This is a genomic window from Rhizobium sp. BK289 (genome assembly GCF_014193575.1).
GTDB classification, from domain to species: Bacteria; Pseudomonadota; Alphaproteobacteria; order Rhizobiales; family Rhizobiaceae; genus Rhizobium; species Rhizobium tropici_C.
Genome location: NZ_JACHZO010000006.1, coordinates 185,801 through 211,473, shown reverse-complemented (window position 1 = coordinate 211,473; position 25,673 = coordinate 185,801). Strand labels below are relative to the sequence as shown.

Annotated in this window: 26 protein-coding genes and 1 tRNA gene; 14 read left to right on the top strand and 13 right to left on the bottom strand. The window is 60.2% G+C overall.

Going from position 1 to position 25,673, the window contains the following annotated elements:
- Positions 1–53 precede the first annotated feature (53 nt).
- The 5 genes from FHT84_RS13885 to chvE form a co-directional block, all read right to left on the bottom strand.
- Positions 54–1,487 carry an aldehyde dehydrogenase family protein gene (locus FHT84_RS13885; protein ID WP_112340590.1) on the bottom strand — a complete coding sequence of 478 codons (1,434 nt, stop codon included), beginning with the start codon at positions 1,485–1,487 and terminating at the stop codon, positions 54–56.
- 66 nt (positions 1,488–1,553) lie between these two features.
- A complete protein-coding gene (gene araD1 / locus FHT84_RS13880; RefSeq protein WP_113251534.1) occupies positions 1,554–2,552 on the bottom strand; it encodes an AraD1 family protein in 999 nt (332 codons plus the stop codon).
- Positions 2,553–2,670: 118 nt separating this feature from the next.
- A complete protein-coding gene (gene mmsB / locus FHT84_RS13875) occupies positions 2,671–3,879 on the bottom strand; it encodes a multiple monosaccharide ABC transporter permease (protein WP_112340589.1) in 1,209 nt (402 codons plus the stop codon).
- Positions 3,876–5,414: a multiple monosaccharide ABC transporter ATP-binding protein gene (mmsA, locus tag FHT84_RS13870; protein WP_112340588.1), complete on the bottom strand. Its 1,539-nt coding sequence runs from the start codon at positions 5,412–5,414 to the stop codon at positions 3,876–3,878. The genes mmsB and mmsA overlap by 4 nt, the downstream gene beginning before the upstream one ends.
- A gap of 105 nt (positions 5,415–5,519) precedes the next feature.
- Complete coding sequence (gene chvE, locus FHT84_RS13865; protein WP_112340587.1) at positions 5,520–6,584, bottom strand: multiple monosaccharide ABC transporter substrate-binding protein; 1,065 nt, start codon at positions 6,582–6,584, stop codon at positions 5,520–5,522.
- Between the two features lie 273 nt (positions 6,585–6,857).
- Between chvE and FHT84_RS13860 the strand changes: the two genes are divergently transcribed.
- On the top strand, positions 6,858–7,865 hold the full coding sequence (locus tag FHT84_RS13860; protein WP_112340586.1) for a LysR family transcriptional regulator: 1,008 nt from the start codon (positions 6,858–6,860) through the stop codon (positions 7,863–7,865).
- Between the two features lie 71 nt (positions 7,866–7,936).
- A complete protein-coding gene (locus tag FHT84_RS13855) occupies positions 7,937–8,404 on the top strand; it encodes a hypothetical protein (protein WP_183762927.1) in 468 nt (155 codons plus the stop codon).
- Here the strand turns inward: FHT84_RS13855 and FHT84_RS13850 are convergent, their stop codons facing one another.
- On the bottom strand, positions 8,405–8,665 hold the full coding sequence (locus FHT84_RS13850; protein WP_112340584.1) for a hypothetical protein: 261 nt from the start codon (positions 8,663–8,665) through the stop codon (positions 8,405–8,407).
- A 230-nt stretch (positions 8,666–8,895) separates the two neighbouring features.
- On the opposite strand from FHT84_RS13850, the gene iolG reads away from it, so the two are divergent.
- From iolG to FHT84_RS13830, 4 genes are all read left to right on the top strand, one after another.
- The gene (iolG, locus tag FHT84_RS13845; protein ID WP_112340722.1) at positions 8,896–9,888 is read left to right on the top strand and encodes an inositol 2-dehydrogenase; all 993 of its coding nucleotides are present in this window, start codon (positions 8,896–8,898) and stop codon (positions 9,886–9,888) included.
- A 171-nt stretch (positions 9,889–10,059) separates the two neighbouring features.
- Entirely contained in the window at positions 10,060–10,374 is a 315-nt protein-coding gene (locus tag FHT84_RS13840; protein ID WP_112340583.1) for a metalloregulator ArsR/SmtB family transcription factor, read from the top strand.
- On the top strand, positions 10,371–10,730 hold the full coding sequence (locus FHT84_RS13835; RefSeq protein WP_112340582.1) for an SRPBCC domain-containing protein: 360 nt from the start codon (positions 10,371–10,373) through the stop codon (positions 10,728–10,730). The genes FHT84_RS13840 and FHT84_RS13835 overlap by 4 nt, the downstream gene beginning before the upstream one ends.
- Before the next feature lie 45 nt (positions 10,731–10,775).
- Positions 10,776–11,399, top strand: coding sequence for an ATP-dependent Clp protease proteolytic subunit (locus FHT84_RS13830; protein ID WP_112340581.1), 624 nt, complete (start codon positions 10,776–10,778; stop codon positions 11,397–11,399).
- A gap of 57 nt (positions 11,400–11,456) precedes the next feature.
- On the opposite strand, the gene FHT84_RS13825 is transcribed toward FHT84_RS13830, so the two are convergent.
- Complete coding sequence (locus FHT84_RS13825) at positions 11,457–12,698, bottom strand: ROK family transcriptional regulator (protein WP_112340580.1); 1,242 nt, start codon at positions 12,696–12,698, stop codon at positions 11,457–11,459.
- A 223-nt stretch (positions 12,699–12,921) separates the two neighbouring features.
- Between FHT84_RS13825 and xylF the strand changes: the two genes are divergently transcribed.
- The 5 genes from xylF to FHT84_RS13800 all read left to right on the top strand — a co-directional run bounded on the left by xylF (position 12,922) and on the right by FHT84_RS13800 (position 17,150).
- Positions 12,922–13,962 (top strand): D-xylose ABC transporter substrate-binding protein, encoded by a 1,041-nt coding sequence (gene xylF, locus FHT84_RS13820; protein ID WP_112340579.1) that lies wholly within the window; start codon positions 12,922–12,924, stop codon positions 13,960–13,962.
- Between the two features lie 290 nt (positions 13,963–14,252).
- Entirely contained in the window at positions 14,253–15,566 is a 1,314-nt protein-coding gene (locus tag FHT84_RS13815) for a sugar ABC transporter permease (RefSeq protein WP_112340721.1), read from the top strand.
- A gap of 15 nt (positions 15,567–15,581) precedes the next feature.
- On the top strand, positions 15,582–16,364 hold the full coding sequence (locus FHT84_RS13810) for an ATP-binding cassette domain-containing protein (RefSeq protein WP_112340578.1): 783 nt from the start codon (positions 15,582–15,584) through the stop codon (positions 16,362–16,364).
- Between the two features lie 162 nt (positions 16,365–16,526).
- Positions 16,527–16,603: transfer RNA gene (locus FHT84_RS13805), tRNA-Arg, on the top strand.
- A 229-nt stretch (positions 16,604–16,832) separates the two neighbouring features.
- A complete protein-coding gene (locus FHT84_RS13800) occupies positions 16,833–17,150 on the top strand; it encodes a hypothetical protein (RefSeq protein WP_112340361.1) in 318 nt (105 codons plus the stop codon).
- Between the two features lie 333 nt (positions 17,151–17,483).
- On the opposite strand, the gene FHT84_RS13795 is transcribed toward FHT84_RS13800, so the two are convergent.
- Positions 17,484–17,795 (bottom strand): hypothetical protein, encoded by a 312-nt coding sequence (locus tag FHT84_RS13795; protein WP_112340362.1) that lies wholly within the window; start codon positions 17,793–17,795, stop codon positions 17,484–17,486.
- Between the two features lie 288 nt (positions 17,796–18,083).
- Positions 18,084–19,184 (bottom strand): porin, encoded by a 1,101-nt coding sequence (locus FHT84_RS13790; protein ID WP_112340363.1) that lies wholly within the window; start codon positions 19,182–19,184, stop codon positions 18,084–18,086.
- A 370-nt stretch (positions 19,185–19,554) separates the two neighbouring features.
- Here FHT84_RS13790 and FHT84_RS13785 point away from each other — a divergent pair, with 370 nt between their 5' ends.
- Positions 19,555–20,016, top strand: a complete 462-nt coding sequence (locus tag FHT84_RS13785; protein WP_112340364.1) for a cupin domain-containing protein — start codon at positions 19,555–19,557, stop codon at positions 20,014–20,016.
- Here FHT84_RS13785 and FHT84_RS13780 read toward each other — a convergent pair.
- Complete coding sequence (locus FHT84_RS13780) at positions 20,013–20,531, bottom strand: GNAT family N-acetyltransferase (protein ID WP_112340365.1); 519 nt, start codon at positions 20,529–20,531, stop codon at positions 20,013–20,015. The genes FHT84_RS13785 and FHT84_RS13780 overlap by 4 nt on opposite strands.
- A 19-nt stretch (positions 20,532–20,550) precedes the next feature.
- Positions 20,551–21,546 carry a LysR family transcriptional regulator gene (locus FHT84_RS13775; protein WP_112340366.1) on the bottom strand — a complete coding sequence of 332 codons (996 nt, stop codon included), beginning with the start codon at positions 21,544–21,546 and terminating at the stop codon, positions 20,551–20,553.
- Between the two features lie 120 nt (positions 21,547–21,666).
- Between FHT84_RS13775 and FHT84_RS13770 the strand changes: the two genes are divergently transcribed.
- Positions 21,667–23,067 carry an MFS transporter gene (locus FHT84_RS13770; RefSeq protein ID WP_112340367.1) on the top strand — a complete coding sequence of 467 codons (1,401 nt, stop codon included), beginning with the start codon at positions 21,667–21,669 and terminating at the stop codon, positions 23,065–23,067.
- A 32-nt stretch (positions 23,068–23,099) separates the two neighbouring features.
- Here FHT84_RS13770 and FHT84_RS13765 read toward each other — a convergent pair whose 3' ends face one another.
- Complete coding sequence (locus FHT84_RS13765; protein ID WP_112340561.1) at positions 23,100–24,371, bottom strand: RNA polymerase sigma factor; 1,272 nt, start codon at positions 24,369–24,371, stop codon at positions 23,100–23,102.
- 31 nt (positions 24,372–24,402) lie between these two features.
- Positions 24,403–24,795 carry a YciI family protein gene (locus tag FHT84_RS13760; protein WP_113250552.1) on the bottom strand — a complete coding sequence of 131 codons (393 nt, stop codon included), beginning with the start codon at positions 24,793–24,795 and terminating at the stop codon, positions 24,403–24,405.
- A gap of 353 nt (positions 24,796–25,148) precedes the next feature.
- Between FHT84_RS13760 and FHT84_RS13755 the strand changes: the two genes are divergently transcribed.
- Positions 25,149–25,526, top strand: a complete 378-nt coding sequence (locus FHT84_RS13755) for a VOC family protein (RefSeq protein WP_112340370.1) — start codon at positions 25,149–25,151, stop codon at positions 25,524–25,526.
- Positions 25,527–25,673: the final 147 nt, after the last annotated feature.

Genomic DNA, 25,673 nt, shown 5'->3' with positions numbered 1-25,673 from the left:
CCCTTTGCGTCGCCCAGGCCGCCTCGTTCGCGCCTGGGCTTTGAAATCGATGATCAGGCTAGCGTGTAAGCCGTCTTGACGGTGGTGAAGAATTCGGCGGCATATTTACCCTGCTCGCGCGGACCGAAGGACGAGCCCTTGCGGCCGCCGAACGGCACATGGAAGTCGACGCCTGCCGTCGGCAGGTTGACCATCACCATGCCGGCTTCCGCATTGCGCTTGAAATGCGTCGCATGCTTCAGGCTGGTCGTGGCAATGCCGGAGGACAGGCCGAACGGCGTATCGTTGGCCGTGGCCAAGGCTTCTTCGTAATCCTTGACGCGGATGACAGAAGCAACCGGCCCGAAGATCTCTTCGCGGCTGATGCGCATCTGGTTCGTCGCTTCGGTGAAGAGCGTCGGCTGCAGGTAGAAGCCGGGGGTGTCGCGGCTGACGAGTTCACCACCGAAGGCGAGCTTGGCGCCTTCTTGGCGGCCAATCTCGATATAGTCCGTATCCGTCTTCAGCTGCTTGGCGTCGACGACCGGACCGATATGCGTCCCAGCCTTCATGGCGTTGTCGACGTTCAGCGTCTTCAGCTTCTCCGTCAGCGCCGCCACGAACCTGTCGTGAATGCCTTCGGTGACGATGAGGCGCGATGAAGCCGTGCAACGCTGGCCGGTCGAGAAGAAGGCGGAATTGGCAGCCGCTTCGACGGCAACCGTCGGATCGGCATCGTCAAGCACCACCATCGGGTTCTTGCCGCCCATCTCAAGCTGGTACTTGCGGCCGTGCTCGACCGAGGACAGTGCCACACGCTTGCCGGTGCCGACCGAACCGGTGAAGGTGATACCGGAAAGAACCGGGCTGTCGAGCATCGCCTGGCCGACGACCGAACCCTTGCCCATCACGAGGTTCAGCACGCCCTTCGGCAGGCCGGCGCGATGGAGAATATCGACGATTGCCCATGAGCAGCCGGGAACGAGATCGGCCGGCTTGAAGACGACGGTGTTGCCGTAGCAGAGCGCCGGCGCGATCTTCCAGGCGGGAATGGCGATCGGGAAGTTCCAGGGCGTGATGATGCCGATGACACCAAGCGGCTCACGGGTGATCTCGACGCCGATGTTCGGGCGCACGGAAGGCACCACCTCGCCTGCCAGGCGCAACGCCTCGCCGGCGAAGAATTCGAAGATCTGCGCGGCGCGGATCGTCTCGCCGATCGCCTCGGGAAGCGTCTTGCCCTCTTCGCGGGCGAGCAGCGCGCCGAGTTCGTCCTTGCGCGCCAGGATCTCGTCACCGGCCTTCTTCAGGATCGTGTGGCGCTCCAGAATGCCGGAGCGCGACCATGCCGGAAAGGCAGCCTTCGCCGCCGCGATCGCGTCCGTGACATCCTGCGCGCTTGCGCTCGCATAGAGGCCGACGACCTCGTTCGTATCCGACGGGTTGATGTTCTCGGTGCCGTTCGTCCCCGTCCATTCCCCGGCGATCAAGTTCTGATGAATGGTCATGGCGTCATGCCTTCCTGGATCGTATTGAAAATGCCCGGCCGATCCCTTGCAGCCGGGCTCGATGCATTACAGCTGGCGAACAGCCACTTCTTCTTCTGCGTCGACGGCCAGCGGATTGCGCAGCGGCAGGCCGAATTCGGCAACCTCGATTTCAAAGACGTCGCCGGCTTCCGGCTTGATGCCTTCCGCGAACGAAAGCGTCGCCGTGCCGAACATGTGGACATGCACATCGCCGGGAACACGGAAGAGGCCGTACTTGAAGTGATGATATTCAAGATTGGCGAAGGTGTGGGACATGTTCGCCTCCCCGGAAAGGAACGGCTTTTCGAAAATCACCTTGTCACCGCGCTTGATGCGGGACGTGCCGCGAATATCTTCCGGCGCAACACCGATGCGGATTTCCGGACCGAAGCTTGCCGGGCGCAGCTTGGAATGGGCGAGATAGAGATAGTTGATCCGCTCAGTGACGTGATCGGAAAACTCGTTCGACAGGGCAAAGCCGATGCGGAACGGCGTGCCGTCCCTGGCGATGACATAGATGCCGGCCATTTCCGGCTCTTCGCCGCCGTCGAGCGCGAAGGAAGGCGACACCAGCGCAGCGCCCGGGGCCGCAGCGCCGTAGCCGTTGCCCTTGTAGAACCATTCGGGCTGAACGCCCTTCTCGCCTGCCTTCGGCTTGCCGCCCTCGATGCCCATCTTGAACATCTTCATGGAATCGGTCAGCGTCTCTTCAGCCGCTTCCGTCGTCTTCTTGTGCATGGAATCGCGTGTGGCTGCGGAGCCGAGATGTGTCAGACCGGTGCCGGTCAGATGCAGATGGGCAGCATCCGGATGAGTGATCGGCGGAAGGAAACGCCCTTCGGCATAGACCTTTTCGAGATCGACCGTTTCGCCGAGACCATGTGCCTCGATGACCGATGCAAGCGATTTGCCGCTGTCGGCAGCTTCCATAGCCAAAGCATAGACGCTGCCGCCGTTGACGACTGTTTTGGCGGCCTCGCCGGGTCCATTGCGGACGGCAACGACGATCTCGCCGTTCGAACCCTTGATCTGCGAGATGAGCATGTCTTTCATCCTTTCCTAACAGACAGAGATCGGATGCAGTTTCCCGTTCCGGCTCTCAGCGAGAGCCGGACTCTGTCATGGATTTGGTTTTTAAAGTCTCGGCTGGTCGCTTGAGCGATCAGCCCTTGTTCTTGTTGTAGACGTCGATGAACACGGCGGCGAGCAGGACTGCACCCTTGATCATCTTCTGCGAGTCCGTCTGGTATCCGAGGATCGACATGCCCTGGTTCAGCACGCCCATGATCAAGGCACCGATAACGGCACCCGTCACCTTGCCGACGCCGCCGGAGGCCGAAGCGCCACCGATGAAGCAGGCCGCGATCACGTCGAGCTCAAGGCCGTCGCCGCCCTTGGCCGTTGCCGAATTCAGGCGCGTGGCGATGATGATGCCGGCGATGCTGGCAAGAATACCCATGTTGATGAAGGTGTAGAAAGTCAGCCGGCGGGTATCGATACCCGAAAGCTTCGTCGCCTTCTCATTGCCGCCCATGGCATAGATGCGGCGGCCGATCGTGGTGCGCTGCGTCGCGAAGCTGTAGAGCGCGATCAGCAACAGCATGAGAACCAGAACGTTCGGCAGTCCTCTGTAGGAGGAAATCTGGTAACCGATGAAGATGGTCGCTGCGGCAACCACCATATTCTGGCCGACGAAGAAGCCGAATGGCTCGACATCGATGCCGTGCTTCTCGTTAACGCTGCGGCGGCGCCATGCAAGCAGGAACATGACGATCGGGATGGCGATCGTCAGGAAGATCGATGTCGAACGGATGCCGCCCATATCGATGAAATCGGGAACGAAGCCGGTCGCGACGATCTGGAACGCCGGCGGGAACGGACCGATGCTGCTGCCGTTGCCGGTCGTGTTGATGATCGTGTAGGTCAAGCCGCGGAAGACCAGCATGCCGGAGAGCGTGACGATAAACGACGGAATGCGGTGGTAGGCGATGAAATATCCATGCCAGGCCCCGACCGCGGCCCCCATCAGAAGACAAATGACCGTCGCAAGCGCCAGGTTCATATGCATCTGCACGACCAGTACGCCCGCAACCGCGCCGACGAAGCCGACGACGGAACCGACCGACAGGTCGATATGCCCGGCCACGATGACCAGCAGCATGCCAAGCGCCATGATGACGATGAACGAGTTCTGCAGCACGATGTTGGTCAGGTTCTGCGGCCTGAACAGAACGCCGTTGGTGAGATACTGGAACAACAGCATGATGACGACGAGCGCAATCAGCATGCCGTATTCGCGGATGTTGTTGCGGATGTGGTCGCCGATCGAAACGACGTGGCTGCTTTCCGTGGCTGGGTTGGCCGAACTCATTGATGCTTCTCCCCTGAGCGCATGATAGCGCGCATGATACTCTCCTGGCTTGCCTCTGCCTTCGGCAGCTCGGCAACGATTCGACCCTCATTCATGACGTAGATGCGGTCGCAGGTACCGAGAAGCTCGGGCATTTCCGATGAGATCATCAGAACGCCCTTTCCGTCGGCGGCAAGCTGGTTGATGATGGAATAAATTTCGTATTTGGCGCCGACATCGATGCCGCGCGTCGGCTCGTCGAGGATCAGGACATCCGGATCCGAGAACAGCCACTTCGACAGCACCACCTTCTGCTGGTTGCCGCCGGACAGATTGCCTGCTTCCTGGAAAACACCGGACGAACGGATGCGCAGTTTGGCGCGATAATTCGTCGCCACCTGCAGCTCGCGTACGTCGTCGATGACCGTTCCCTTAGAGACGCCCATCAGATTGGCAAGCGTCGTATTGTGCAGGATATTGTTCGTCAGAACGAGGCCGAGCTGCTTGCGGTCTTCCGTCACATAGGCGAGGCCGGCGTCGATCGCCCTGCGAACGGTGCTGGTATCGACCGGCTTGCCATCGACCAGGACTTCGCCGCTGATCTTGTGGCCATAGGACTTGCCGAAGACGCTCATGGCGAATTCGGTGCGTCCCGCACCCATCAGGCCGGCAATACCGACCACTTCGCCCTTGCGCACATTGATGTTGATGTTGTGCAGAACCTGACGATCGCGGTGCTGCTGATGGAACGCATTCCAGTTCCTGACTTCGAAGATGGTCTCTCCGATCGGCACCGAGCGCGGCGGATAGCGGTCGGCGAGCTCGCGCCCCACCATGTTGCGGATGATGATGTCTTCGCTGATCTCTTCCTCGTGACAGTCCAGTGCCTTCACCGCCATGCCGTCGCGCAGCACCGTGATCTGATCGGCCACCTTGCGCACTTCGTTGAGCTTGTGCGTGATGATGATCGAGGTGATGCCCTGGTTGCGGAACTCCATGAGGAGATTGAGGAGAGCATCGGAATCGCTTTCGTTGAGCGATGCCGTCGGCTCGTCGAGAATGAGAAGCTTGACGCTCTTCGACAAGGCCTTGGCGATCTCGACGAGCTGCTGTTTGCCGACGCCAATGTCGGTCACGAGCGTGTTCGGAGATTCCTTGAGGCCGACCTTGGCAAGGAGCTGCTTGGTGCGGGTGAAGGTTTCCTGCCAATTGATCATGCCATTGGCGACGACTTCATTGCCCAGGAAGATATTTTCGGCAATCGACAGCAGCGGCACGAGCGCCAGCTCCTGATGGATGATGATGATGCCGATTTCTTCGGAATCCTTGATGGTCCTGAACTGGCGAACCGCACCATCATAGTAGATGTCGCCGTCATAGGTGCCGGCCGGGTAAACGCCCGAGAGCACCTTCATGAGAGTGGATTTGCCGGCTCCATTTTCGCCGACCAAAGCATGTATCTCGCCCTGACGGACTTTCAGATTGACATTTTCCAGGGCGTTCACACCGGGGAACGACTTGGTAATGCTCCGCATTTCGAGGATGGTATTGTCCATTGTCCGTATCCAACGCCGCGATCGAACATAGCAGACCGCGCGATCGTCTTAAATATCAAAGCCAGGGCCCGCGTTTCGGCGAGCCCTGACCGCTATGTTGGAAAATTACTTCAGCTGATCAGCCTTGTAGTAACCGCCCTCGACGAGGATCTTCTCGTAGTTGGTCTTGTCGACTGCGACCGGGGTCAGCAGGTAGGACGGAACAACCTTGACGCCGTTGTCGTAGGTCTTGGTGTCGTTGACCTCAGGCGTCTTGCCTTCCATCAGCGCGTTGACCATGTTGACGGTGACCTTGGCGAGGTCACGGGTGTCCTTGAAGATCGTGGAGTGCTGCTCGTCGGCGATGATCGACTTGACCGACGGAATTTCGGAGTCCTGGCCGGTAACGATCGGGAGCTTCACGCCGCCGGAACCGTAACCAACGCCCTTGAGCGAGGAGAGGATACCGATCGACAGGCCGTCATACGGCGACAGAACGGCATCGACGTGGGAATCGGTGTAGTAAGCCGACAGCAGGTTATCCATACGAGCCTGGGCCGTTGCCGGGTCCCAACGCAGCGTACCGACCTTGTCCATGCCCATCTGGCCGGACTTTACGACCAGCTTGCCGCTGTCGATGTACGGCTTCAGGACCGACATTGCGCCGTCATAGAAGAAGAAGGCGTTGTTGTCGTCCGGAGAACCGCCGAACAGCTCGATGTTGAACGGACCCTTGCCATCCTTGAGGCCGAGAGCGTCGACGATCGAATTTGCCTGCAGGACGCCGACCTTGAAGTTATCGAAGGTCGCATAATAGTCGACGTTCGGGCTGTTGCGGATCAGGCGGTCATAGGCGATGACCTTGATGCCGGCATCGTGAGCCTTCTGCAGGACGTCGGACAGCGTGGTGCCGTCGATCGAAGCGATGACGAGAACCTTGTCGCCCTTGGTGACCATGTTTTCGATCTGCGAGAGCTGGTTCGGAATGTCGTCATCGCCATACTGCAGATCGGTGCCGTAACCGGCAGCCTGGAGCTGCTTGACGATATTGTTGCCGTCATCGATCCAGCGGGCCGAAGCCTTGGTCGGCATGGCGATGCCTACCGTGCCTTTATCCGCCGCGAAGGCAGGTACCACCAGCGTAGCGACGCCGAACGCAGCGCCAGCCATCAATGAGATAATGGATTTCATTACTCTCTCCCTTGTTGTTAATGCGGCGGACAAAAAATGCCCGCCCGAAACTGCGGCAGGTTCCGTAGAAGGAATGGTTTACTTCTAATTGTGAGAAACGAAGTAGGTCTCCTCCACGCTCTCACGGTTTGTGAGCTGTAACCAGCGCACGATCGGCAAACTCGTATGATTTCGTATAACTGTCAAATAGAATAACTGGTAAAACATATACCAAGTTTGATATAATGTTAAAAAATAGTACTTTTTTGCCGATGAAGGGGAAATTTGGCCGCCATGGAGAAAATATATAACGATTATTTGAGCGAAGGCATTGAGATTCATTCCGACAATTTTCGCGACGACACGTTGCTGAAAGCCGGTTTGAAGCTCAATCACCTGCGAATGATCGTTACGATCGAGGATCACGGGCAAATTTCCGCGGCCGCTGAGTCCATGAACATGTCACAACCTGCGGCTTCGCGCATGCTTTCCGAAATGGAGTCGATTGTTAAAAGTCCGCTCTACGAGCGCGTCGCCCGGGGCGTCGTGCTGACCCCATTCGGCCTTGCGCTCGCGAAACGGGCGCGCAAGATCCTGCTGGAGCTGCGCGAGGCAGGTCGGGAGCTTGGCGCTTTGCGAACGGGCAAGGGCGGCTCCGTTTTTTTGGGGGCTGTGACCGCGCCGGCGATCAGCCTTGTCGTGCCGGCGATCCAGCGCGTGACACGCACCTATCCGGGCATCGAGATCAACATCGAAGTGGAAAACAGCAATGTGCTCGCGCGCGAGCTGCTGGCGGCCCGTCACGACTTCATCATCAGCCGCATTCCCGACGACCTCGATCCGCGCCTCTTTACCACCCACGAAATCGGTGTCGAAAAGGCATGCCTGGTGGTTCGCAACGGACATCCGCTGCTTGAAAAAGGTGTGGCCAGCCTGCACGATCTGGCCGGTTACGACTGGGTATTCCAACCGCCGGGCACATTGCTTCGCCGCAAGGTGGAAGACATCTTTCTCGCCGCCGGCGTGCCCCTGCCCGAAAACGTCGTCAACACCTCGTCGCTGCTGCTGACGCTGGCCGTGGTCTGCAAGACGGATGCGATCGCGCCGGTTGCCCTCGACATGGCGCAATTCATCTGCGGGCAAACGTCCCAGGCCGGCGAATCCTCTATCCTGCCGATCGATTTCGATATCGACGTAAGGCCCTACAGCCTCATCACCGCCCGCGAACGCGCCATGCCGCCGAGCGCACGGCTGCTACACGACATGATCCTGGAAGAGAGCCGGCATCTCTCGCTGAGCTGAACGAAGAAGCGCTGGCGCCATAAGCTCCGCGCCAACTTCCGCTCCTATGAAACGTGGCGTGGAGACCACGCATGCTGTTCAAGCAATCATTGTTTCAATCCGTGCTCTATCGCCTCGACAGCGAAGAGGAGCCTGCGGAAGAGGAAGAGGCCGCACATCGCATCCGCGGCCTGAACGTCAGCTTTGCCGCGACGGTGCTGGGCGGCGAGACGCCGGACGCCCATCGGCCCGACGAAGCCTATCGCGACAATCTCGGCGACACGATCATCCCGCCTGAACCGGAACCCGAATCCGCGCCGCAAGAGCCGGAGCCGCCAACCATGCCGGAATATCTGAGCCGGACGTCACGGGAAGAGATCGCCGCGGAACTCGCAATCACTCTCGAACACACACGTGAAGCCCTGCAGGAAAAACGCCGCAGCTTCGCCAAGGCCAATCATCCCGATAGCGTCGCAGCCCTGTTCCGCGAACAGGCAACGACCCGCATGACGCTTGCCAATCAGCTGATCGACGAAGCCATCCGCCGCCTCAGGCAATGATTATTTCTTGTCTTCGGTGGGCTCGTCATCTCCGGCGGCATCATCCTGCGCGGGCGCGTCGCTGGTTGCCGCAGGCGGCTGCGGCTTGAAATTCAGAAGCAGCATCCAGGCCGAATAGGCGCCGAGCGCACCCGACAGCATCGCCCAGAACGGCTGCGAGCCAAGGATTTCGACGGCTGCCCAGCCAAAACAGACGGCCACGATGAGGATGCGTACCCAAAGCGGTTTATAGAGTGGGTGGCTGGGATCGATCAGTTGCATGGGTCTCTTTTGCCTGTTCAAGAAGACTTGTCTTTAGCGCATCATCGGGAAAATTGTGAAGCGCCTGGATAAAATAAGGTGTCGCGGGCAAATTCCGGATATGCCGGCAGGGCGCTATGATTTTCGGAATTGTGAAGTCCGGGCGGCTTGACGGCTTCCCGGGAAAATGGAATGAAAATTCCGAAGAAATTGATATTCGGCTCATTTGTTCCGAATCCAGGGAGGTAAAAATGACTGTCAGATTTGGTCTGCTCGGCGCCGGACGCATTGGCAAGGTGCATGCGAAGGCCGTTAGCGGCGATGCCAACGCCAAGCTTGTCGCTGTCGCGGATGCCTTTCCGGCGGCTGCGGAAGCCATTTCGGCCGCTTATGGCTGCGAAGTACGCACCATCGAGGCGATTGAGGCGGCCAAGGATATCGATGCTGTCGTCATCTGCACACCAACCGATACCCATGCCGATCTCATCGAGCGCTTCTCTCGCGCCGGCAAGGCCGTCTTCTGCGAAAAGCCCATCGATCTCGACGTCGCCCGTGTCGAGGCCTGCATCAAGGTCGTCAATGAAACCAAGGGCAAGCTGATGGTCGGCTTCAACCGCCGCTTCGATCCGCATTTCATGGCCGTCAAGAAGGCCATTGACGAAGGCCGCATTGGCACGGTCGAAATGGTGACGATCACCTCGCGCGATCCGGGCGCCCCGCCGGTCGATTACATCAAGCGCTCCGGCGGCATTTTCCGCGATATGACCATCCATGATTTCGACATGGCCCGCTTCCTGCTCGGCGAAGAGCCCGTGGCCGTCACCGCCACCGCCGCCGTGCTGGTCGACAAGGCGATCGGCGAAGCCGGCGATTACGACAGCGTTTCCGTCATCCTCCAGACCGCGTCGGGCAAGCAGGCGATCATCTCCAACTCCCGCCGCGCCACCTATGGCTACGATCAGCGCATCGAGATTCACGGCTCGAAGGGCATGGTATCGGCCGAAAACCAGCGCCCCTTCTCGATCGAAGTCGCCAACGGCGATGGCTACACCCGCCCGCCTCTGCACGATTTCTTCATGACGCGCTACACCGAAGCCTATGCCAACGAGATCGCGAGCTTCATCGCCGCGATCGAAAAGGGTGCCACCATCACCCCCTCGGGCACCGATGGTCTTGCCGCACTGAAGCTGGCGGATGCCGCCCTGCAGTCGGTAAAGGAAGGCCGTCTGGTAAAGATCGGCTAAGCAGTCCCCTATTCCCGCAGGAATACAATCCTCCCAAAAGTCCGCCGCGAATCGCTTCGCGGCGGACTTTTTCTTTGGCAGCAAGGCCCAAGCATCTCTGCCCTTCGAGGTTGCGCCGTTCCCTCACCGAAACTTCTTGCGAATCACATAAGTACATGCTTATCTGTTCTCATGATAGAGAACGAGATATTCCGGGCTTTGGCGGATCCGACCCGGCGCGCCATTTTTGAAAAGCTGGCTGCGGGCGGCATGAACGCCAGCGCTCTGCGCGAAGGCATTGATATCAGTCAACCGGCCATGTCCCAGCATCTCGCCGTTCTGCGGGGCGCCGGGCTGGTCAGGGAAGAACGGCAGGGGCGGTTCGTGAATTATGAAGTCGATCCGGAGGGGCTGGCCCTCATCGCGCAATGGCTGGCGAAATACCGCGCCTACTGGCCCGCCCGCATCGAAGCTCTCAAGGTGTTGCTGAAGGATATGGATCAATGAATGACCTGAAGACAGCTCTGCGAAAACCTGGCGTCCAACTTGAGTACGATCTCGATGAGCCTCCCCAGAAGGTCTGGCGCGCGGTCAGCACCCCCGAACTTCGCGAAAACTGGCTGCCGAACGAAGCCCTGGCCGATCCTCAGGCAATCTCCGTCACACCGGGTAAAGAGGTGCGCTACCGCCTGCGTGACGACGCACCACCATTCCTCGAAAGTACCGTAACCTTCAGGATAGCCCCGAATGCGAATGGCGGCACGAGCCTGCGAATCATCCACGAACTGGATGATGTACGGCTTCGCACGGCTGAAAAGGCTGCGGCAAACAATAACAGCCTGACCGTCATGCGCGCCGCCTGACGGCATCGACCACACCTCAAATCTCAAGAACATTGGAGTTCGCCGATGCGCGAAGCGATGCAACTCGTCCCCATGGTTGTCGAACAATCCAGCAGAGGGGAGCGGTCTTTCGACATCTATTCCCGCCTGCTGCGCGAGAGAATCATCTTCCTGAATGGCGAGGTGAACGATGACGTCTCCGCCCTCGTCTGCGCGCAACTGCTTTTCCTGGAAGCCGAAAATCCCAAGAGGCCGATCCATCTCTACATCAATTCACCCGGTGGCGTCGTGACCAGCGGTCTCGCAATGTACGACACCATGCATTACATCCGCGCGCCGGTGCATACGCTATGCATGGGAACCGCCCGTTCGATGGGCTCCTTCCTCTTGATGTCCGGCCAGCCGGGTGAGCGCACCGCGCTTCCAAATGCCAGCATCCATATTCATCAGCCATTGGGCGGATTCCAGGGACAGGCATCGGACATCTTTATCCACGCGGAAGAAATGAGGCGAACGAAGCATCGCATGACGCGGCTTTATGCCGAGCATTGCGGACGCTCCTACGAAGAATTCGAACGCGCCATGGATCGCGACCACTTCATGACGGCGGAAGAGGCTCTGGAATGGGGGCTGATCGACCGTATTCTTCAGGTCCGCGAAGACGAACAGCCCTTGGGCCTGTCAGATTGATCGGGATGACGACCCTGCGGCCAGCCGCATTGCCAAGCCTTGCCCCGCCCTCACCTCTCAACCCGCCTGATCGCGCAGCTCGACGACCGAGGCTCCCCTCTTCACGATATCATTGTCGATGATCGAAAATGCGCGGTTCAGATGCCCTTCGAAGACAAGCGTCGGCTCGTCGGCGATGACCCGCAGCTCCGGCATGCCTTCCATGCGCACGACGTGCGATTCCGCCAGGCCTTCTGTTATGCCCTCGATCAGCAGATCATAGTAGCGTACGCCCGGCCCAGTGATGACGATCGGCATCCGCTCGTGCAGGCTCAACACACGCGAAAGACCATTGCCGAGCGCCAGACCGGCCTGACGGAAGGCCAGCACATTGCGGCGTCCGCCATGACGCGCGCTCGCGGCGATCTTATCCAGCTCGGCAATCGGAACGAACTTCGCCGGGATCGTGTCGAGCGGCACATCGAAGGCCGTGCGCAGCATGGCGTAAAAACCGGCATAGGCCTCGATGCAGCCGCGCGCGCCGCAGCGGCAAAGGCCGCCGCCCGGCACATGCATCATATGCCCGAAATTCGGCGCCGATATATGATGATTGCCTTCCTGATCCCGGCGCACGATGCCGAGCCCGATACTATGACCAAGCGAGAGCGCCGCCATTGCGCGGAAACCGCCATGCGTGCTGATTTCCTCCTGCCGCCCGAGGGCTGCGGCCACCAGCAGTGTTTCGTTGCCGAGAATGACTTGCGCCGACCATTCGTCGCGAAGCACGGCGGCGAAATCGATTTCCTCACGCCCGAAGATCGGCGACCAGCGCAGCACCGGCTCCGAGGTATCGACGAGCCCCTTGCTGCTGATCGAGATCATCAGCACCTTGTCGCGTGGCAATTGCGAACGGGTGACGATCCGGTCCAAGGCATCGCGCAATCCTGCCACGAAACGGTCGACACCCACGACATTCTGCTGCCGATCCTCGGTAAAACGATCGATCAGGCGTCCGGTATAATCGACAAGGGAATATTGCACGGCATCCGACGAGATGACGACGACGATCAGATAGCCGCAGTCACGCCGCTGTGAAAACAAAACACGCGGCCGCCCGCGGCCGCTGGCCGCCTGCTGCTCGGCCTTTTCGATGATCTGCGCCCGTTCGAGATCGGCCGTGATGACCGACACGGTCGCGGAGGAAAGCTTCGTGAAATCAGAGAGCTCCGTATGGGCGAGCGGGCCGTGCCGGCGCAGCGCCGACAAGACCAAGGCGCTGTTCTTTTGACGGACCAATTCGGTGCTCGATTTGGCCAGCATCGGCAAACTCCCTGCTCATTCAACCCTCCTCCTCCGCAGCCCCTGATAGCTTTTTCGGACGACCGATGAAACCTGGCGGCGCGGGTGTTGACAGCTGAAAAAATCTCTGACACTAAATTTCTCGACTGTCGAGAAAAAAGTCCAAAGCTTTTCTTGTCAGCATTTTCGCCGCGGCCGACGGGAGTTCAGGATACGTGCGGTCGCATTCAATCGGGAGGATCACATGAAAGCTTTCATCAAGCTGGCTGCGGGCGCGGCCATCGTTTTGACCATGCAGACGGCCGCATTCGCCAAGGATCTCGTCGTCGGCGTTTCCTGGTCGAATTTCCAGGAAGAGCGTTGGAAGACCGATGAAGCAGCCATCAAGAAGGCGCTTGCAGCAGCCGGCGCCAAATATATTTCCGCCGACGCCCAATCGTCTGCTTCCAAGCAGCTGACTGATGTCGAGTCGCTGATTTCGCAGGGCGCCAATGCCCTCATCATCCTGGCGCAGGATTCCGACGCCATCGGCCCGGCCGTTGAGAAGGCTGCCGACGAAGGCATTCCGGTTGTCGGCTACGACCGCCTGATCGAAAATCCGGCCGCCTTCTACATCACCTTCGACAACAAGGAAGTGGGCCGCATGCAGGCTCGCGAAGTTCTGAAGGCAAAGCCGGAAGGCAACTATGTCTTCATCAAGGGCTCGTCGTCCGACCCGAATGCCGACTTCCTCTTCTCCGGCCAGATCGAAGTGCTGAAGTCCGCCATCGACGCCGGCAAGATCAAGAACGTCGGTGAAGCCTACACGGACGGCTGGCTGCCGCAGAACGCGCAGCGCAACATGGAGCAGTTCCTGACCGCCAACAACAACAAGGTTGATGCGGTCGTCGCCTCCAACGACGGCACCGCCGGCGGCGCTGTCGCAGCACTCGACGCCCAGGGCCTCGCCGGTTCCGTTCCGGTTTCCGGCCAGGACGCCGACAAGGCAGCTCTGAACCGCATCGCGCTCGGCACGCAGACCGTTTCGGTCTGGAAGGACTCGCGCGAACTCGGCAAGCGCGCTGCTGAAATCGCCATCGCTCTTGCCGGCGGCAAGACCCAGGACCAGATCGAAGGCGTCCAGACCTTCAACGGCGGCCCGAAGCACGTTGCGATGAAGTCGGTCTTCCTGACCCCGATCCCGATCACCAAGGACAACCTGAACGTCGTCATCGACGCCGGCTGGATCAGCAAGGCTGAAGCCTGCCAGGGCGTCAAGGCCGGCAGCGTCGCTGCCTGCAAGTAAGCATCTGGCTGACGGGTTGACCCGAAGATAATGCCGACGCCGCAAGGGGCTCTCCGTTGCGGCGTCGAATGCGGATAAGAGGCCCGCAACTCCACCCAGAATGGAGGGACAAGGCTTCCCGCATGTGTTGCGTCATCGCATATCCGATCGGCCTGCCGGATGGCGGTCGTGGAACCGGGAAACCCGGATGGGCGAGCGATGACGTCTATTGTGACCAGCGCGGATACTGCCCAGCGATCGAGAAAGAGCATTCGCTGGCCTGCGCCCAACAGTGGGAGAACGGCAAAGCGATGGCCGACCTGACGCATTCCACAACATCGAGCGGTCCGCGCAATGCAGAGGAAGGCGTCATCACGCGCTTCCTGCGTGCCACCGAAATCGATACCCGCCTGCTCGGCATGGTCGGCGCACTGCTGATCATCTGGATCGGCTTCGATCTTTATACCGGCGGTCTGTTCCTGACGCCCCGAAATCTCTGGAACCTTTCCGTCCAGACCTGTGAAATTGCGGTACTTGCCACCGGCATGGTGCTCGTCATCGTCACGCGCAACATCGATCTTTCCGTCGGCTCGCTGCTCGGTTTCGTCGCCATGGTCATGGGCGTCGTCCAGGCGAAATATCTGCCGGCCTATCTCGGCTTCGACAGCTCCTGGACCTGGGTCATCACGCTGCTCTGCGGCCTCGCCGTCGGCACGCTGCTCGGCACCTTCCAGGGTGTGATCATCGCTTTCTTCAATGTTCCCTCCTTCATCGTCACCCTTGGCGGCTTCCTCGCCTGGCGCGGCCTTGCCTGGTATGTCACCAGCGGCCAGACGGTTGCCCCGCTCGATGCCACCTTCCGCATCATGGGCGGCGGCGCTGAGGGCTCGATCGGTGCGACATGGAGCTGGATCCTCGGCGGGCTCGCCTGCCTGTTCATCGTTCTCGGCATCGTCGGCGGGCGCCACCAGCGCAAGCGCTTCAACTTCCCGCGCCGGCCGCTCTGGGCGGAATATTTCCTCGCCGTCCTCGGCTCAGCCCTCGTCCTTGTGACGATCTACGTCTTCAACATCTATTACTGGCCTGTCGGCATCGCGAAGAAATACGCGACCGAGCACAATATCCCCTGGCCGGAAACCGGGCTCGATATCCCCTACGGCATTGCCGTGCCCGTGCTGATCGCCGTCGGCATCGGCATTGTCATGACCTTCATCGCCACCCGCCTGCGCTTCGGCCGTTACGTCTTCGCGATCGGCGGTAATCCGGAAGCGGCAGAACTCGCCGGCATCAAGACCCGTTGGGTGACGGTACGCATCTTCGCGCTGATGGGCCTGCTTGCGGCGGTTGCCGCGGCTATCTCCACGGCCCGCCTCAACGCCGCCGCCAATTCGCAGGGCACGACCTACGAGCTTTTCACCATCGCTGCGGCCGTCATCGGCGGCACCTCGCTTGCCGGCGGCAGCGGCACGATCGCCGGCGCCATGCTCGGCGCCCTGGTCATGCAGTCGCTGCAATCGGGCATGGGGCTCGCCAATGTCGATACGCCGATCCAGAACGTCGTCGTCGGCGTCGTCCTGGTCATCGCCGTCTGGCTCGACATCGTCTACCGCTCGCGCGCCAAGTAAAAGGAATTCTGAACCATGACGGATCAAACCACTCCGCTTGTGGAAATGAAGAACATTTCCATCTCCTTCGGCGGTATCCACGCGGTCGACAATGCCTCGGTGGATCTCTACCCCGGCGAAGTCGTCGCACTTCTCGGCCATAACGGCGCCGGCAAATCGACGCTGATCAAGATTCTCTCCGGCGCCTACAAGCGCGACAGCGGCGATATCCTGATCAACGGCGAACCCGCCGATATCCGCACCCCGCGCGACGCCAAGAAATACGGCATCGAGACGATCTACCAGACGCTCGCCGTCGCCGACAATGTCGACGCCGCCGCCAACCTTTATCTCGGCCGCGAGCTGCAGACCCGCTGGGGAACGCTCGATGACGTCGCGATGGAGGCCAAGGCCCGCGAGGTCATGGGGCGCCTCAACCCCAACTTCAAACGCTTCAAGGAGCCGGTGAAGGCCCTTTCCGGCGGCCAGCGCCAGTCGGTCGCGATCGCCCGCGCCATCCTCTTCGATGCCCGCATCCTGATCATGGACGAGCCGACCGCGGCACTCGGCCCCCAGGAGACGGCGCAGGTCGGCGAGCTGATCAAGCAGCTGAAGAAGGAAGGCATCGGCATCTTCCTCATCAGCCACGACATCCACGATGTCTTCGACCTCGCCGACCGCGTCTCGGTCATGAAAAACGGTCAGGTCGTCGGCCACGCCCGCACCGAAGACGTCACCAAGGACGAAGTCCTTGGCATGATCATCCTCGGCAAGGTCCCCCCGAAGGCCACCCCCGGCCCCGGCGCGATGAAGGAATGAGCCGGAACGGCCGATGACACCAAGGCCGCGCGCCCAAAGCCCGCGGCCTTATCCCAACAAAACGCCCGATCTCACGCTTTCCTGAATTTTCCGCATTGAAGCCAAGCCTTTCCTGGGCTAAGAACCAGCCATCGGACAGGCGATTCAAACCGCCCAAGGCATGCACCCGTAGCTCAGCTGGATAGAGTGTTGGATTCCGATTCCAAAGGTCACAGGTTCGAATCCTGTCGGGTGCGCCAGATTCTTATGGTCGGCAACGATTGCATCAAGAAGATCCAAAGCAAGCGAAGCTGCTCAATTGGAATCGCCGTCCCGTATGTCTTCCGAGGATAAATGCCGGCAAGCGCCAGTCACCCCACCTTACCAAGGTTTAACCCAACGGACGTCCGGCGGTAATCTTCGGCACGCTATTGTCTGATCGTACTCAGCGGCCAAGCGCCGCTCCTATTGGACATAAGGATCAAGACTATGTGGACCACCATGCGTACGCTCGTTGCCACCGGTCTGGTCGCCTTGACAATTGCAGGCACGTCAATTGCCACCGCTTCCCAGGCTGAAGCTCACAACAATTTCGGCCGCGGCCTTGCCGCCGGCATCGCTGGCGCCGTCATCGGCGGGGCTCTGATTGCCGGTGCGACCGCGCCTCACGCCTATGCCGAGCCCATGTACGCCGGCCCCGCCTATGCACCCAGCTACTTACCGCCGGCAGCTTATTATCCCCAATGCCATGTGGTCTGGCACCAGAATGCTTGGGGCGATATGTACCGCACCCGCGTCTGCGATTGATAAGCCTCCACGCCCCGGCCTGATTTCAGCTCAGGTGGATGAAATAGATCGGCGTGGGGAGACCGGCCATTTTCCGGGTCGTCTTCCCATCCGGCAGCGATAAGCTTGTGATAGCTCAATGAGCGACGCGGCGAGCGCATAATGGAATTGCGGAAACCGGCCAAAGAGGCGGTTTCACAGCTTCAACACCACTACATCCGGTTGAGATGACAGAAATCAGATCGACAATGGGTGCCTGCCCTTTGCGGGGCAGTAATCAATTCAACCCGCCAGCCGGCGGCAAGCCCCCGCCGCGCCGGCATTCGCTTTATAAGAAAACGGCTTTTCCTCAACCTAATGGTTCTTGTTCGGCCCCTTGCCGGTCGCGAAGCTGCAGGTCTTGATCTTGCAGTTCGGATCGTCGCTGGTGGGCACGCTGGCGCTGGCCATGGCGCCTTGCCCCAGGCAAGCCATCGAATTCGAGACGGTCCGATGGTACATCATCAGGCCCGGATGGTGTGAGGGATATCGCAGCACGATCGACCCTTCCTGAGCCATCTTTTCATGCACGGCTGCGCAGGTCATCGACTTGGAATTATAGGCTGACATGGCCATCGCGTTCGTGGAGAACATTCCAACTGCGGCAAGTATCATGATCGTCTTCATGGGGCTTCCTTTGGTCGCGCCGAAGGGCGCTATCGAAAATGAGATAGTCGTTGATTAGCATTGGGTTTATGACAGCGAACCGACTTCCCTTTATCGGCTGTTTGACCACTGCCAAGGGTGACCGACGCCTGTCTGGATACGACTGCGCTGGAGGTCACTATGCGTCGCACGGTGCCGGTCGGCAGGATGCGGTGCGAACGGAGATTCAGAAATCGTCCGTCACGACAGATGGGGCCCGATACGAAGACCGGGCCTCATTTCTGTGAACGTCAGCCGAGACCAAAAGCCTCAGAAGGTTCGCTCGAAGCGGAGGATACCCGAAAAGCTATCATCGCTCGGCAGATCATAGTGAACATAGGTGAACTCCGGCTCGACGAGCAGGTTCTTCACCGGATTGAATTTGACGTTGGTGGTCGCTTCGAAGATCTTGGAATCGGTATAGGCGAGCTGCAGGTTCCACTTCAGCTTGTCGTTGATCGGAACGCCGACGCCGCCCCAGACTGCCCAGTCACCCCAGCCGCAATCTGCGCCGTGAACGACGCCGTCGGAAGTCGTGCAGGCCGAGACGTTCTGGTTCGAACCGGCATATTGGTTGAGCTTGTCGCCGTCGGTATTCCACCCGCCCATCAGGAAGGCAGAGAAAACGCCGAAATCGGCATCAACGCGCGCCTTGATGGCCCCCTCTTCGACGATGGAGTCATAACCGCCGACCACGCGAAACTGCCAGGCGCCGGCTTTATAGCCGAGACCGGCAACAACATTCGGAGCGTAATGATCGCTCTTGGAGAGCTGCCAGCTTCCGCCATAGGCGCTGGTCGTCGTTCCGGAGTTGCTGTCTTCGAGCGAGATGACGCCGGTGAAGCCCGTGCCGCTGTCGTAGTTGTAGGTGATCTGGTTCAGCTCGTACGGGCCGTCATAGATCACGTCGTCCTGGATCACGTCGCCGGCGTAACCGATGAACTGGTTGTACTGCGAGTCCGTCTTGCCCACGCTGAAGCCGCCGAGGTTGATGTAGGCCCACAGCAGGTTCGTGCCGGTGGAACCGCCGTCGTTCCAATCCCAGCGCACGATGGTTTCGGTCTTCAGCGGACCATATTCGGTATCGGTTGCGGTATTGAGGTTGAGCTCGGCGCGGGTATGCCACTTGGTGCCGAAGTTGCTGGCGCGATTGTACGGATCCTTCCACTGACCTTCGGTGCGAACCTTGCCGCCGACGCGCAAGCAGGTCTCCGTGCCGGGAATGAAGAAGTAGCCCGCACCGAACGCGTCGCAGATACGGACATATTCCAGCGGCTCCGGTTCGGCGGCAACGATGGCATCGGCAGCATGTGCGCCGGATACGATGCAGAGGGCAGCGGCAGAACCGATAAGCAAACTCTTGATGTTCATGGTAACTCCATCCGTCGAATGAACTTGCGCGATGGACGAACCTGGGGGTCGCTCGACATCAAGTTCCAGTGCCTAATTCGAAGCACAAGCCTCACTTCGATTAGTAAGCTGCATTTACTATTTTCCCGTGACAAGGATTTAACTAGGCCCTCAACATATGTGACAGCACCCAGATATGGCATGTTGCTCAAACAACGCATATGTGTATGAACGATGACAACCGGGTGACAACTAGATGACAACACAGACAGTTAAACCCCGTTTGCCATGCTCCACCGAGATACATTGCTGGACTGGTGGCGACGAATTTTGGTAGACTCTTCTGCAGAGACAGCACATCCATCCACGGCAAATCGCAGGCAGGATCATCATGCCGAAGATCGATATTGCAGCCATACCCGAAGTCAAAGGCACGCGTTATCCCGCCCCATTCAATGACCCCTGCGCCGAGCGCATACGCCAGCGGCTGGGCGATGCCGGCGGCCTCATGGATTTCGGCGTCAACCTGATGCGGCTGCCGCCGGGGAACTGGTCGAGCCAGCGGCACTGGCATTCCGAGGAGGATGAATTCGTCTATATACTGGAGGGCGAACTGACGCTGATCGAGGATGATGGTGAAACCATCTTACGCGCCGGCGATTGTGCCGCCTTTCCGAAAGGTTCGGGCAACGGCCATCACATGATCAACAAATCGGCTACGACGGCTGTTTATCTTGAGGCCGGCACGCGCTCGCCCACGGATCTAATTACCTGTTCGGATGTCGACATGATGAGCTCCAGCACCGATGGACGCTTCGTGCACAAGGACGGCATGCCCTATCCGGACGGCTAAGTCGGCTCGTCGATATCAGCCGCAGCCAGCCGATGGGAAAGCAGATGGGTCGGCGCACCATGCAGCATGACTTCACGCTCGAAATGGAATCCACATTTTTCCAGCACGCGCAGGGAGGCCAGATTGACGGGGCGTACAAGCCCGATAACGCGCTTCGCCTGCAGATCGTTATGGGCGAAAGCCAGCGCCTCCCTCACCAGCTCGGTCGCATAGCCGTTTCCCCAATGATCAGGATGCAGATGATAGGAGAGATTGAGCCCCTCGAATTCGGTGGAAACGGTAACGCCCCCGAACCCGATCAGCCGCCCTTCCGTTTCGATCGCCCAACGCCCGAATCCATGCAGCCGCCAATGTGCCCGGTCACGGGCCAGGCGCCGGGCACTCTCTTTGGGAGAATCCGGCCTCGGATCCGGCCGATGGACGACCATTTCCGGCCGCAAGAACAGGGCCGTCAGAAAGTCGATATCCCCCTCCTCCGGCATCCGCAGGGAAAGGCGCGAGGTACGACGGATCATGGCGCCTCCGCTCGAAGGGTCAAACAGCTTCCGCGAGTTCAGGCGGATCGTAGCAGCAGGCATCCGTGGAAACACCCATGCGGCACCCGCTCGCCTCGAGCGCTTTCTTAACGACATCAACGAAAAGGCGGCGGAACCATACCGAGCGGCTGTCGGCCTGATCGACGCGGCGATAGAGCATCGTCACCGGATCAGCCGGCAGCTCGAAAGGCGGCTCCGAAATCGTAAGATCATGCAGTTGCGCCATGCAGCGGGCAATCGCCTCGGGAACCGTCGCAATGGCGGGAATGGCTTGTAGCGTCGTCGGCAGGGCCGAAAAGCGGGGAACGGTCGCCACCACTTGCCGGCGATGGCCGAGGCGCGCGAGAGCGACATCGACACTGGTGGATATGGAGCCTTCAAGCGAAACAGTCACATGCGGCGCGCTGGCAAAATGCTTGAGGCTCAGCGGCGCCGCGCATTTGAGATGCCGGCCATCATAGATGCAGAGCGAAGCCTGTTCGAACAGCGGCGCGCGAACATGCCAGGAAGCGGGCTCATCATGCACGGAGATACTGAATTCGAAGGCGCCCTCGTCCAGCAGCCGCACGGCATCACGCCGGTCGAAGGCAACGCTGGTCAGCCGGGCATTCGGCGCGAGCTGGCGCAGCCGCGCCGCCAGCGGCCCGAAGAAGGATGATTCGAGATTGTCGCAGAGTCCGACGCGGAATTCCCCCTGCCAACTTCCCGGATCGAAGGCCGCCGGCGGGCGGATGGCACGCTCGATACCGGAAAGCGCATCCTCGATCGCCGGCGCGATAGACAGCGCCCGCGGCGTGGGCTGCAAGCCGCGCCCGACGCGCACGAACAATTCGTCATCCAGCGTCTCGCGCAGGCGGCGCAGCGCCGCAGAAAGCCCGGGCTGGCCGAGCAGCAGCCGCTCGGCCGCACGGCTCACATTCCGCTCCTGCATCAGCACGGAGAAGGCGAGCAGCAGATTGAGATCGATCTTTCGAAGCGTGGCATCATTCATCATTATCAGTAATACCTGACATGGTTACTATCAATTTGCAATAGGGTTTGAAGGTGTACATTTTCTCGTTCCCTGCCGTTTTCAACCTCCCAAGAGGCGGCAGCCTAGAAAGGAACGATCCCGATGACTTCTTCCCAAACCCGAAGCGGGGCCGGATTGGCGTTGCTGCTGCTATGCGCCGCCAATTTCCTGGACGCCATGGACGTATCCACCATTGGAGTGGCGCTGCCCGCAATCCAGACAGAATTAGGTATGAAAGCCACCTCGCTGCAATGGGCCGTCAGCGCCTATGTGCTCGGCTATGGCGGCTTTCTGTTGCTTGGCGGCCGCGTTGCCGACCTTTTCGGCCACCGCCGCGTCTTCCTCTGGTCGCTTGCCGTCTTTGCCGCCGCCAGCATTGCCGGCGGGTTCGTCGATAGCGCTCCGACCCTGATCGCCGCCCGTCTGATCAAGGGCATCGCCGCCGCCTTCACGGCCCCTGCCGCGCTTGCCCTCCTGCTCTCCGTCTTCGGAGAAGGCAACGCCCGCGCCAAGGCGCTCGGCGTCTTCTCCTCCACCGGTGCCGCCGGTTTCGTGCTCGGCATGGTGCTCGGCGGTGCGGCGACTATCATCAGCTGGCGTGCGACCCTGGTCATGGGGGCTCCCATCGCCATCCTCGCGCTGATCGTCGCGCCGCTCGTCCTGCCCGCCGATCACAAGAGAAGCGGCGTGCGACCTCCCTTCGATTGGGCCGGCGCATTGACGATTACACCCGGCCTTCTGCTTTTCGTCTTCGGCGTCACCAATGCCGCCGCCGATGGCTGGCAGGCATTTGCAACCTGGGGTTCTCTGGTGGCAGCGCTCGTTCTGATCCTGCTTTTCCTGGTCGTCGAGTCCCGCCACCGGGATCCGATGGTGCCGCTCGCCATGTTCCGGCGTGCCAAGCTCAGCCATGCCAATGCCATTGCCGCGCTGTACCAGGGAGCCTATGTCGGCTTCCAGTTCATCGCGACACTCTATTATCAGACCGTCATCGGCTGGTCGGCCTTTGCCACGGGTTTTGCTTTCGCCATCGGCGGGACCTGCGTCATGTTCCTCGCGCCACGCTTCGCCACGATCGGCCAGAGCCGCGGAACGACGCTCCTGATGACCTTCGGCGTGGGATTGCAGGCCATCAGCTATCTTTTCTGGGTGCTGTCGGCCGGCCAGATCGATACGATCGTGCTCGTTATCGTCTCGCAGCTGTTGCTCGGTATCGGCTATGCCATGACCTATCCGTCAATCCAGGTCGCGGCCCTGTCCGAAGTCGGCGAGGATGAATCCGGCCTGGCGTCGGGCATGCTGTTTGCCTCCTTCCAGATCGGCGGCGGCATTATCCTGGCAGCGGCCTCGGCCGTCTTCAGCGCTGCACCGAGCTTCGGCTGGAATCCCTACATTGCCGGCATCGGTTTCGTGACGATCCTCGCGGCTGCCATCACGCTGCTTGCCGCCATCGGCCCGCGCTCATCCGCCGCGAGAGCCGCAAATTATCAGGCTGCAGAATAGCTTGAAACAAGCTGATCCGCCTCCCGGGCGGATCAGCTCTTCTCCGCGTCGGCGGCTTCGGCGGCGCGGCGCAGCAGCAGGTCACGCTCCCTTTGATTTTCAGCGATCGTGGCTGCCGTTTCGAAGGCCAGCCGCGCTTCGCCGTATCGACCAAGCTTATAAAGAAGATCGCCGCGAACGCTCGGCAGAAGATGATAGCCCTTCAGCGCCGGCTCGTCGCGAAGACGTTCAATGATCTCCAATGCCGTTTCGGGACCTTCGACCATGCCGACGGCAACCGCGCGATTGAGCTCGACGATCGGCGAACGCGTGAGTTCGGCAAGCTCTGCGTAAAGATCAGCGATCAGCCTCCAGTCGGTTTCATCCGATGTCCTCGCCCTCGCATGGCATGCGATGATCGCGGCTTGCAAAGCATAAAGGCCGTCGGCGCCCCTAAGCTGCTCTACTCGCCTCAGCGCTTTCAAGCCGCGCCGAATCTGCAGGCGATCCCAGCGGGCGCGATTCTGCTCGAGCAAAAGTATCGGGTTGCCGTCGGCGTCCGTCCGGGCCGCTACGCGGGATGCATTCAGTTCCATCAGGGCCAGTAACGCATGCGCCTCCGGCTCCAGCGGGGCGACGGAGGTCAACACCCTGCCCAGCCGCAGTGCCTCATTGCACAATTGCAGCCGAAGCCAGTTCTCGCCGCGTGCGGCCGTGTAGCCTTCGTTGAAGATCAGATAGACAACCTCCAGCACCGAGGCCAGGCGCTCCGACAATTCCTCGCCGTGCGGCGTCTCGTAGGAAAGCCCCGATTCCGATAACGTCTTCTTGGCGCGGACGATGCGCTGGGCGATCGTCGCTTCAGACACCAGAAAAGCCCTTGCGATCTCTTCCGTCGTCAGGCCGCAGATCATCCGCAAGGCCAGCGCCACGCGTGCCTCGCGCGAAATCAGCGGATGGCACGCCGTGAAGATCAGGCGCAGCATTTCGTCGCCGATATCATCGTCGAGAAGGGTATCTAGATCAGGCATGATCCGCTCGTCCTCCTCCATCTCCCGAACGATCAACTCGTGCTTCTGGTCAAGCATCCGGCGGCGGCGCAAATGATCGAGCGCCCGGCGCCTGGCGGTAGTCATCAGCCAAGCGCCAGGGCGTTCGGGGATGCCCGTTTCCGGCCATCGCTCCAGAGCCACGATCAGTGCTTCTTGAGTGAGATCCTCGGCCAGCGGTACGTCGCGCAGCAATCGCGCCAGGCTGGTGATCAGCCGTGGCTGTTCGATCCGCCAGACGGCCAGAATCGCCCGATGGGTGCCGGCGGGCGTCACGGCCACCCGCCCCGATGACAGGCCGAAATCATCATGCCCTTGCTTCGGCGCGAGGATCGCATACCCCCTCCGCGCCCGGCTCGAAATAGGCACGCACTTCACATGTGCCTTCCCAGCCGGGCATGAAATCCTTGTGCAGCTGCATGAACTCGACCGCGAGCGCCACGGCCTCCTCCTTGCTTTGCAGCTCGAAGATCGCATAGCCGCCGACGATCTCCTTGGCCTCGACGAAGGGGCCGTCGATCACGCTCAGCTTGCGATCCTTGATGGTGACGCGGGCTCCGGTCGCAAGCGGCATCAGCCCGGCCGTGTCGAGCATGCGGCCGGCCTTGATCTCCCGATCGGCCAGCTTGCCCATGGCCTCGGCAAGTTCCGGCGTCGGAGCCATGTGATGGGAAGAGGTGACGATAGACATGAAACGCATGGAAAAAATCCTCCGGAAGCGAGACACCGGCACCATTGCCGCTTAACAAGCCCGCTCATATTGACGACGAAGCAGTCATTCGCAAATCGACAATCGTTTCAAAAAAATCAGCTTACGGCCGGGCGCCGACAAATCCATGTCCGGCGCCGCGCAGTTCATCAAGATCGACAGCGCCCAGACGATTCGCGATTGGAAATTTGGATCGAACGATCCGATAACCCGTCGCTTCGCTTTGTTGACTTCCCATCACCATTGCAAGATGGTGAGACCCAATTGAACCTGCGGGCTTCGAAAGCTGGCATCTTCCAGGGGCGGCTTCGCAATACTCCGCAGACAACACGGAGCGGGTTTTCATGTTCGACCACATCTCGATCGGCGTCAAAGATCTGGCGCGGGCAAAGGCGTTCTACGATGCTGCATTGGCACCGCTTGGCTATGAACGTCTGACCAATTTCGACGGCACGGTCGGATATGGGGCGGAACGCGCCCAGTTCTGGGTCAGCGAGGTGGAGCGCCCCGTGCCCGCCGACCGTGGCTCCGGCCTGCATTTCTGTTTCATCGCCCCGAGCCAGGCTGCCGTCGATGCCTTCTATGCCGCAGGCATCGCCAGTGGCGGCGAAGACAACGGCAAGCCGGGCATCCGACCGGACTACAGCCAGTTCTACTATGCCGCCTTCGTCATCGATCCCGATGGCTATCGGCTGGAAGCCTATTTTCAGACGGGCGAATAGAGCGCAACCAAGGGCAACGTCGAGATCTGTTCGACCGGTCAGGATCGACCTGACCGGCATTGGTCGTGCCGTTCGATTTTCTTAAGCATTTGATCTTTCAGGCTGCTGTCAGGCTTCTGTCGTAGTGGACACTCGATAGTGGCCGCC

Coding starts and splice junctions, on each gene's coding strand:
- FHT84_RS13885 (WP_112340590.1), bottom strand. CDS start 1,487: ATGACCATTCATCAGAACTTGATCGCCGGGGAATGGACGGGGACGAAC.
- araD1 (WP_113251534.1), bottom strand. CDS start 2,552: ATGCTCATCTCGCAGATCAAGGGTTCGAACGGCGAGATCGTCGTTGCC.
- mmsB (WP_112340589.1), bottom strand. CDS start 3,879: ATGAGTTCGGCCAACCCAGCCACGGAAAGCAGCCACGTCGTTTCGATC.
- mmsA (WP_112340588.1), bottom strand. CDS start 5,414: ATGGACAATACCATCCTCGAAATGCGGAGCATTACCAAGTCGTTCCCC.
- chvE (WP_112340587.1), bottom strand. CDS start 6,584: ATGAAATCCATTATCTCATTGATGGCTGGCGCTGCGTTCGGCGTCGCT.
- FHT84_RS13860 (WP_112340586.1), top strand. CDS start 6,858: ATGGAGAAAATATATAACGATTATTTGAGCGAAGGCATTGAGATTCAT.
- FHT84_RS13855 (WP_183762927.1), top strand. CDS start 7,937: ATGCTGTTCAAGCAATCATTGTTTCAATCCGTGCTCTATCGCCTCGAC.
- FHT84_RS13850 (WP_112340584.1), bottom strand. CDS start 8,665: ATGCAACTGATCGATCCCAGCCACCCACTCTATAAACCGCTTTGGGTA.
- iolG (WP_112340722.1), top strand. CDS start 8,896: ATGACTGTCAGATTTGGTCTGCTCGGCGCCGGACGCATTGGCAAGGTG.
- FHT84_RS13840 (WP_112340583.1), top strand. CDS start 10,060: ATGATAGAGAACGAGATATTCCGGGCTTTGGCGGATCCGACCCGGCGC.
- FHT84_RS13835 (WP_112340582.1), top strand. CDS start 10,371: ATGAATGACCTGAAGACAGCTCTGCGAAAACCTGGCGTCCAACTTGAG.
- FHT84_RS13830 (WP_112340581.1), top strand. CDS start 10,776: ATGCGCGAAGCGATGCAACTCGTCCCCATGGTTGTCGAACAATCCAGC.
- FHT84_RS13825 (WP_112340580.1), bottom strand. CDS start 12,698: ATGCTGGCCAAATCGAGCACCGAATTGGTCCGTCAAAAGAACAGCGCC.
- xylF (WP_112340579.1), top strand. CDS start 12,922: ATGAAAGCTTTCATCAAGCTGGCTGCGGGCGCGGCCATCGTTTTGACC.
- FHT84_RS13815 (WP_112340721.1), top strand. CDS start 14,253: ATGGCCGACCTGACGCATTCCACAACATCGAGCGGTCCGCGCAATGCA.
- FHT84_RS13810 (WP_112340578.1), top strand. CDS start 15,582: ATGACGGATCAAACCACTCCGCTTGTGGAAATGAAGAACATTTCCATC.
- FHT84_RS13800 (WP_112340361.1), top strand. CDS start 16,833: ATGTGGACCACCATGCGTACGCTCGTTGCCACCGGTCTGGTCGCCTTG.
- FHT84_RS13795 (WP_112340362.1), bottom strand. CDS start 17,795: ATGAAGACGATCATGATACTTGCCGCAGTTGGAATGTTCTCCACGAAC.
- FHT84_RS13790 (WP_112340363.1), bottom strand. CDS start 19,184: ATGAACATCAAGAGTTTGCTTATCGGTTCTGCCGCTGCCCTCTGCATC.
- FHT84_RS13785 (WP_112340364.1), top strand. CDS start 19,555: ATGCCGAAGATCGATATTGCAGCCATACCCGAAGTCAAAGGCACGCGT.
- FHT84_RS13780 (WP_112340365.1), bottom strand. CDS start 20,531: ATGATCCGTCGTACCTCGCGCCTTTCCCTGCGGATGCCGGAGGAGGGG.
- FHT84_RS13775 (WP_112340366.1), bottom strand. CDS start 21,546: ATGATGAATGATGCCACGCTTCGAAAGATCGATCTCAATCTGCTGCTC.
- FHT84_RS13770 (WP_112340367.1), top strand. CDS start 21,667: ATGACTTCTTCCCAAACCCGAAGCGGGGCCGGATTGGCGTTGCTGCTG.
- FHT84_RS13760 (WP_113250552.1), bottom strand. CDS start 24,795: ATGCGTTTCATGTCTATCGTCACCTCTTCCCATCACATGGCTCCGACG.
- FHT84_RS13755 (WP_112340370.1), top strand. CDS start 25,149: ATGTTCGACCACATCTCGATCGGCGTCAAAGATCTGGCGCGGGCAAAG.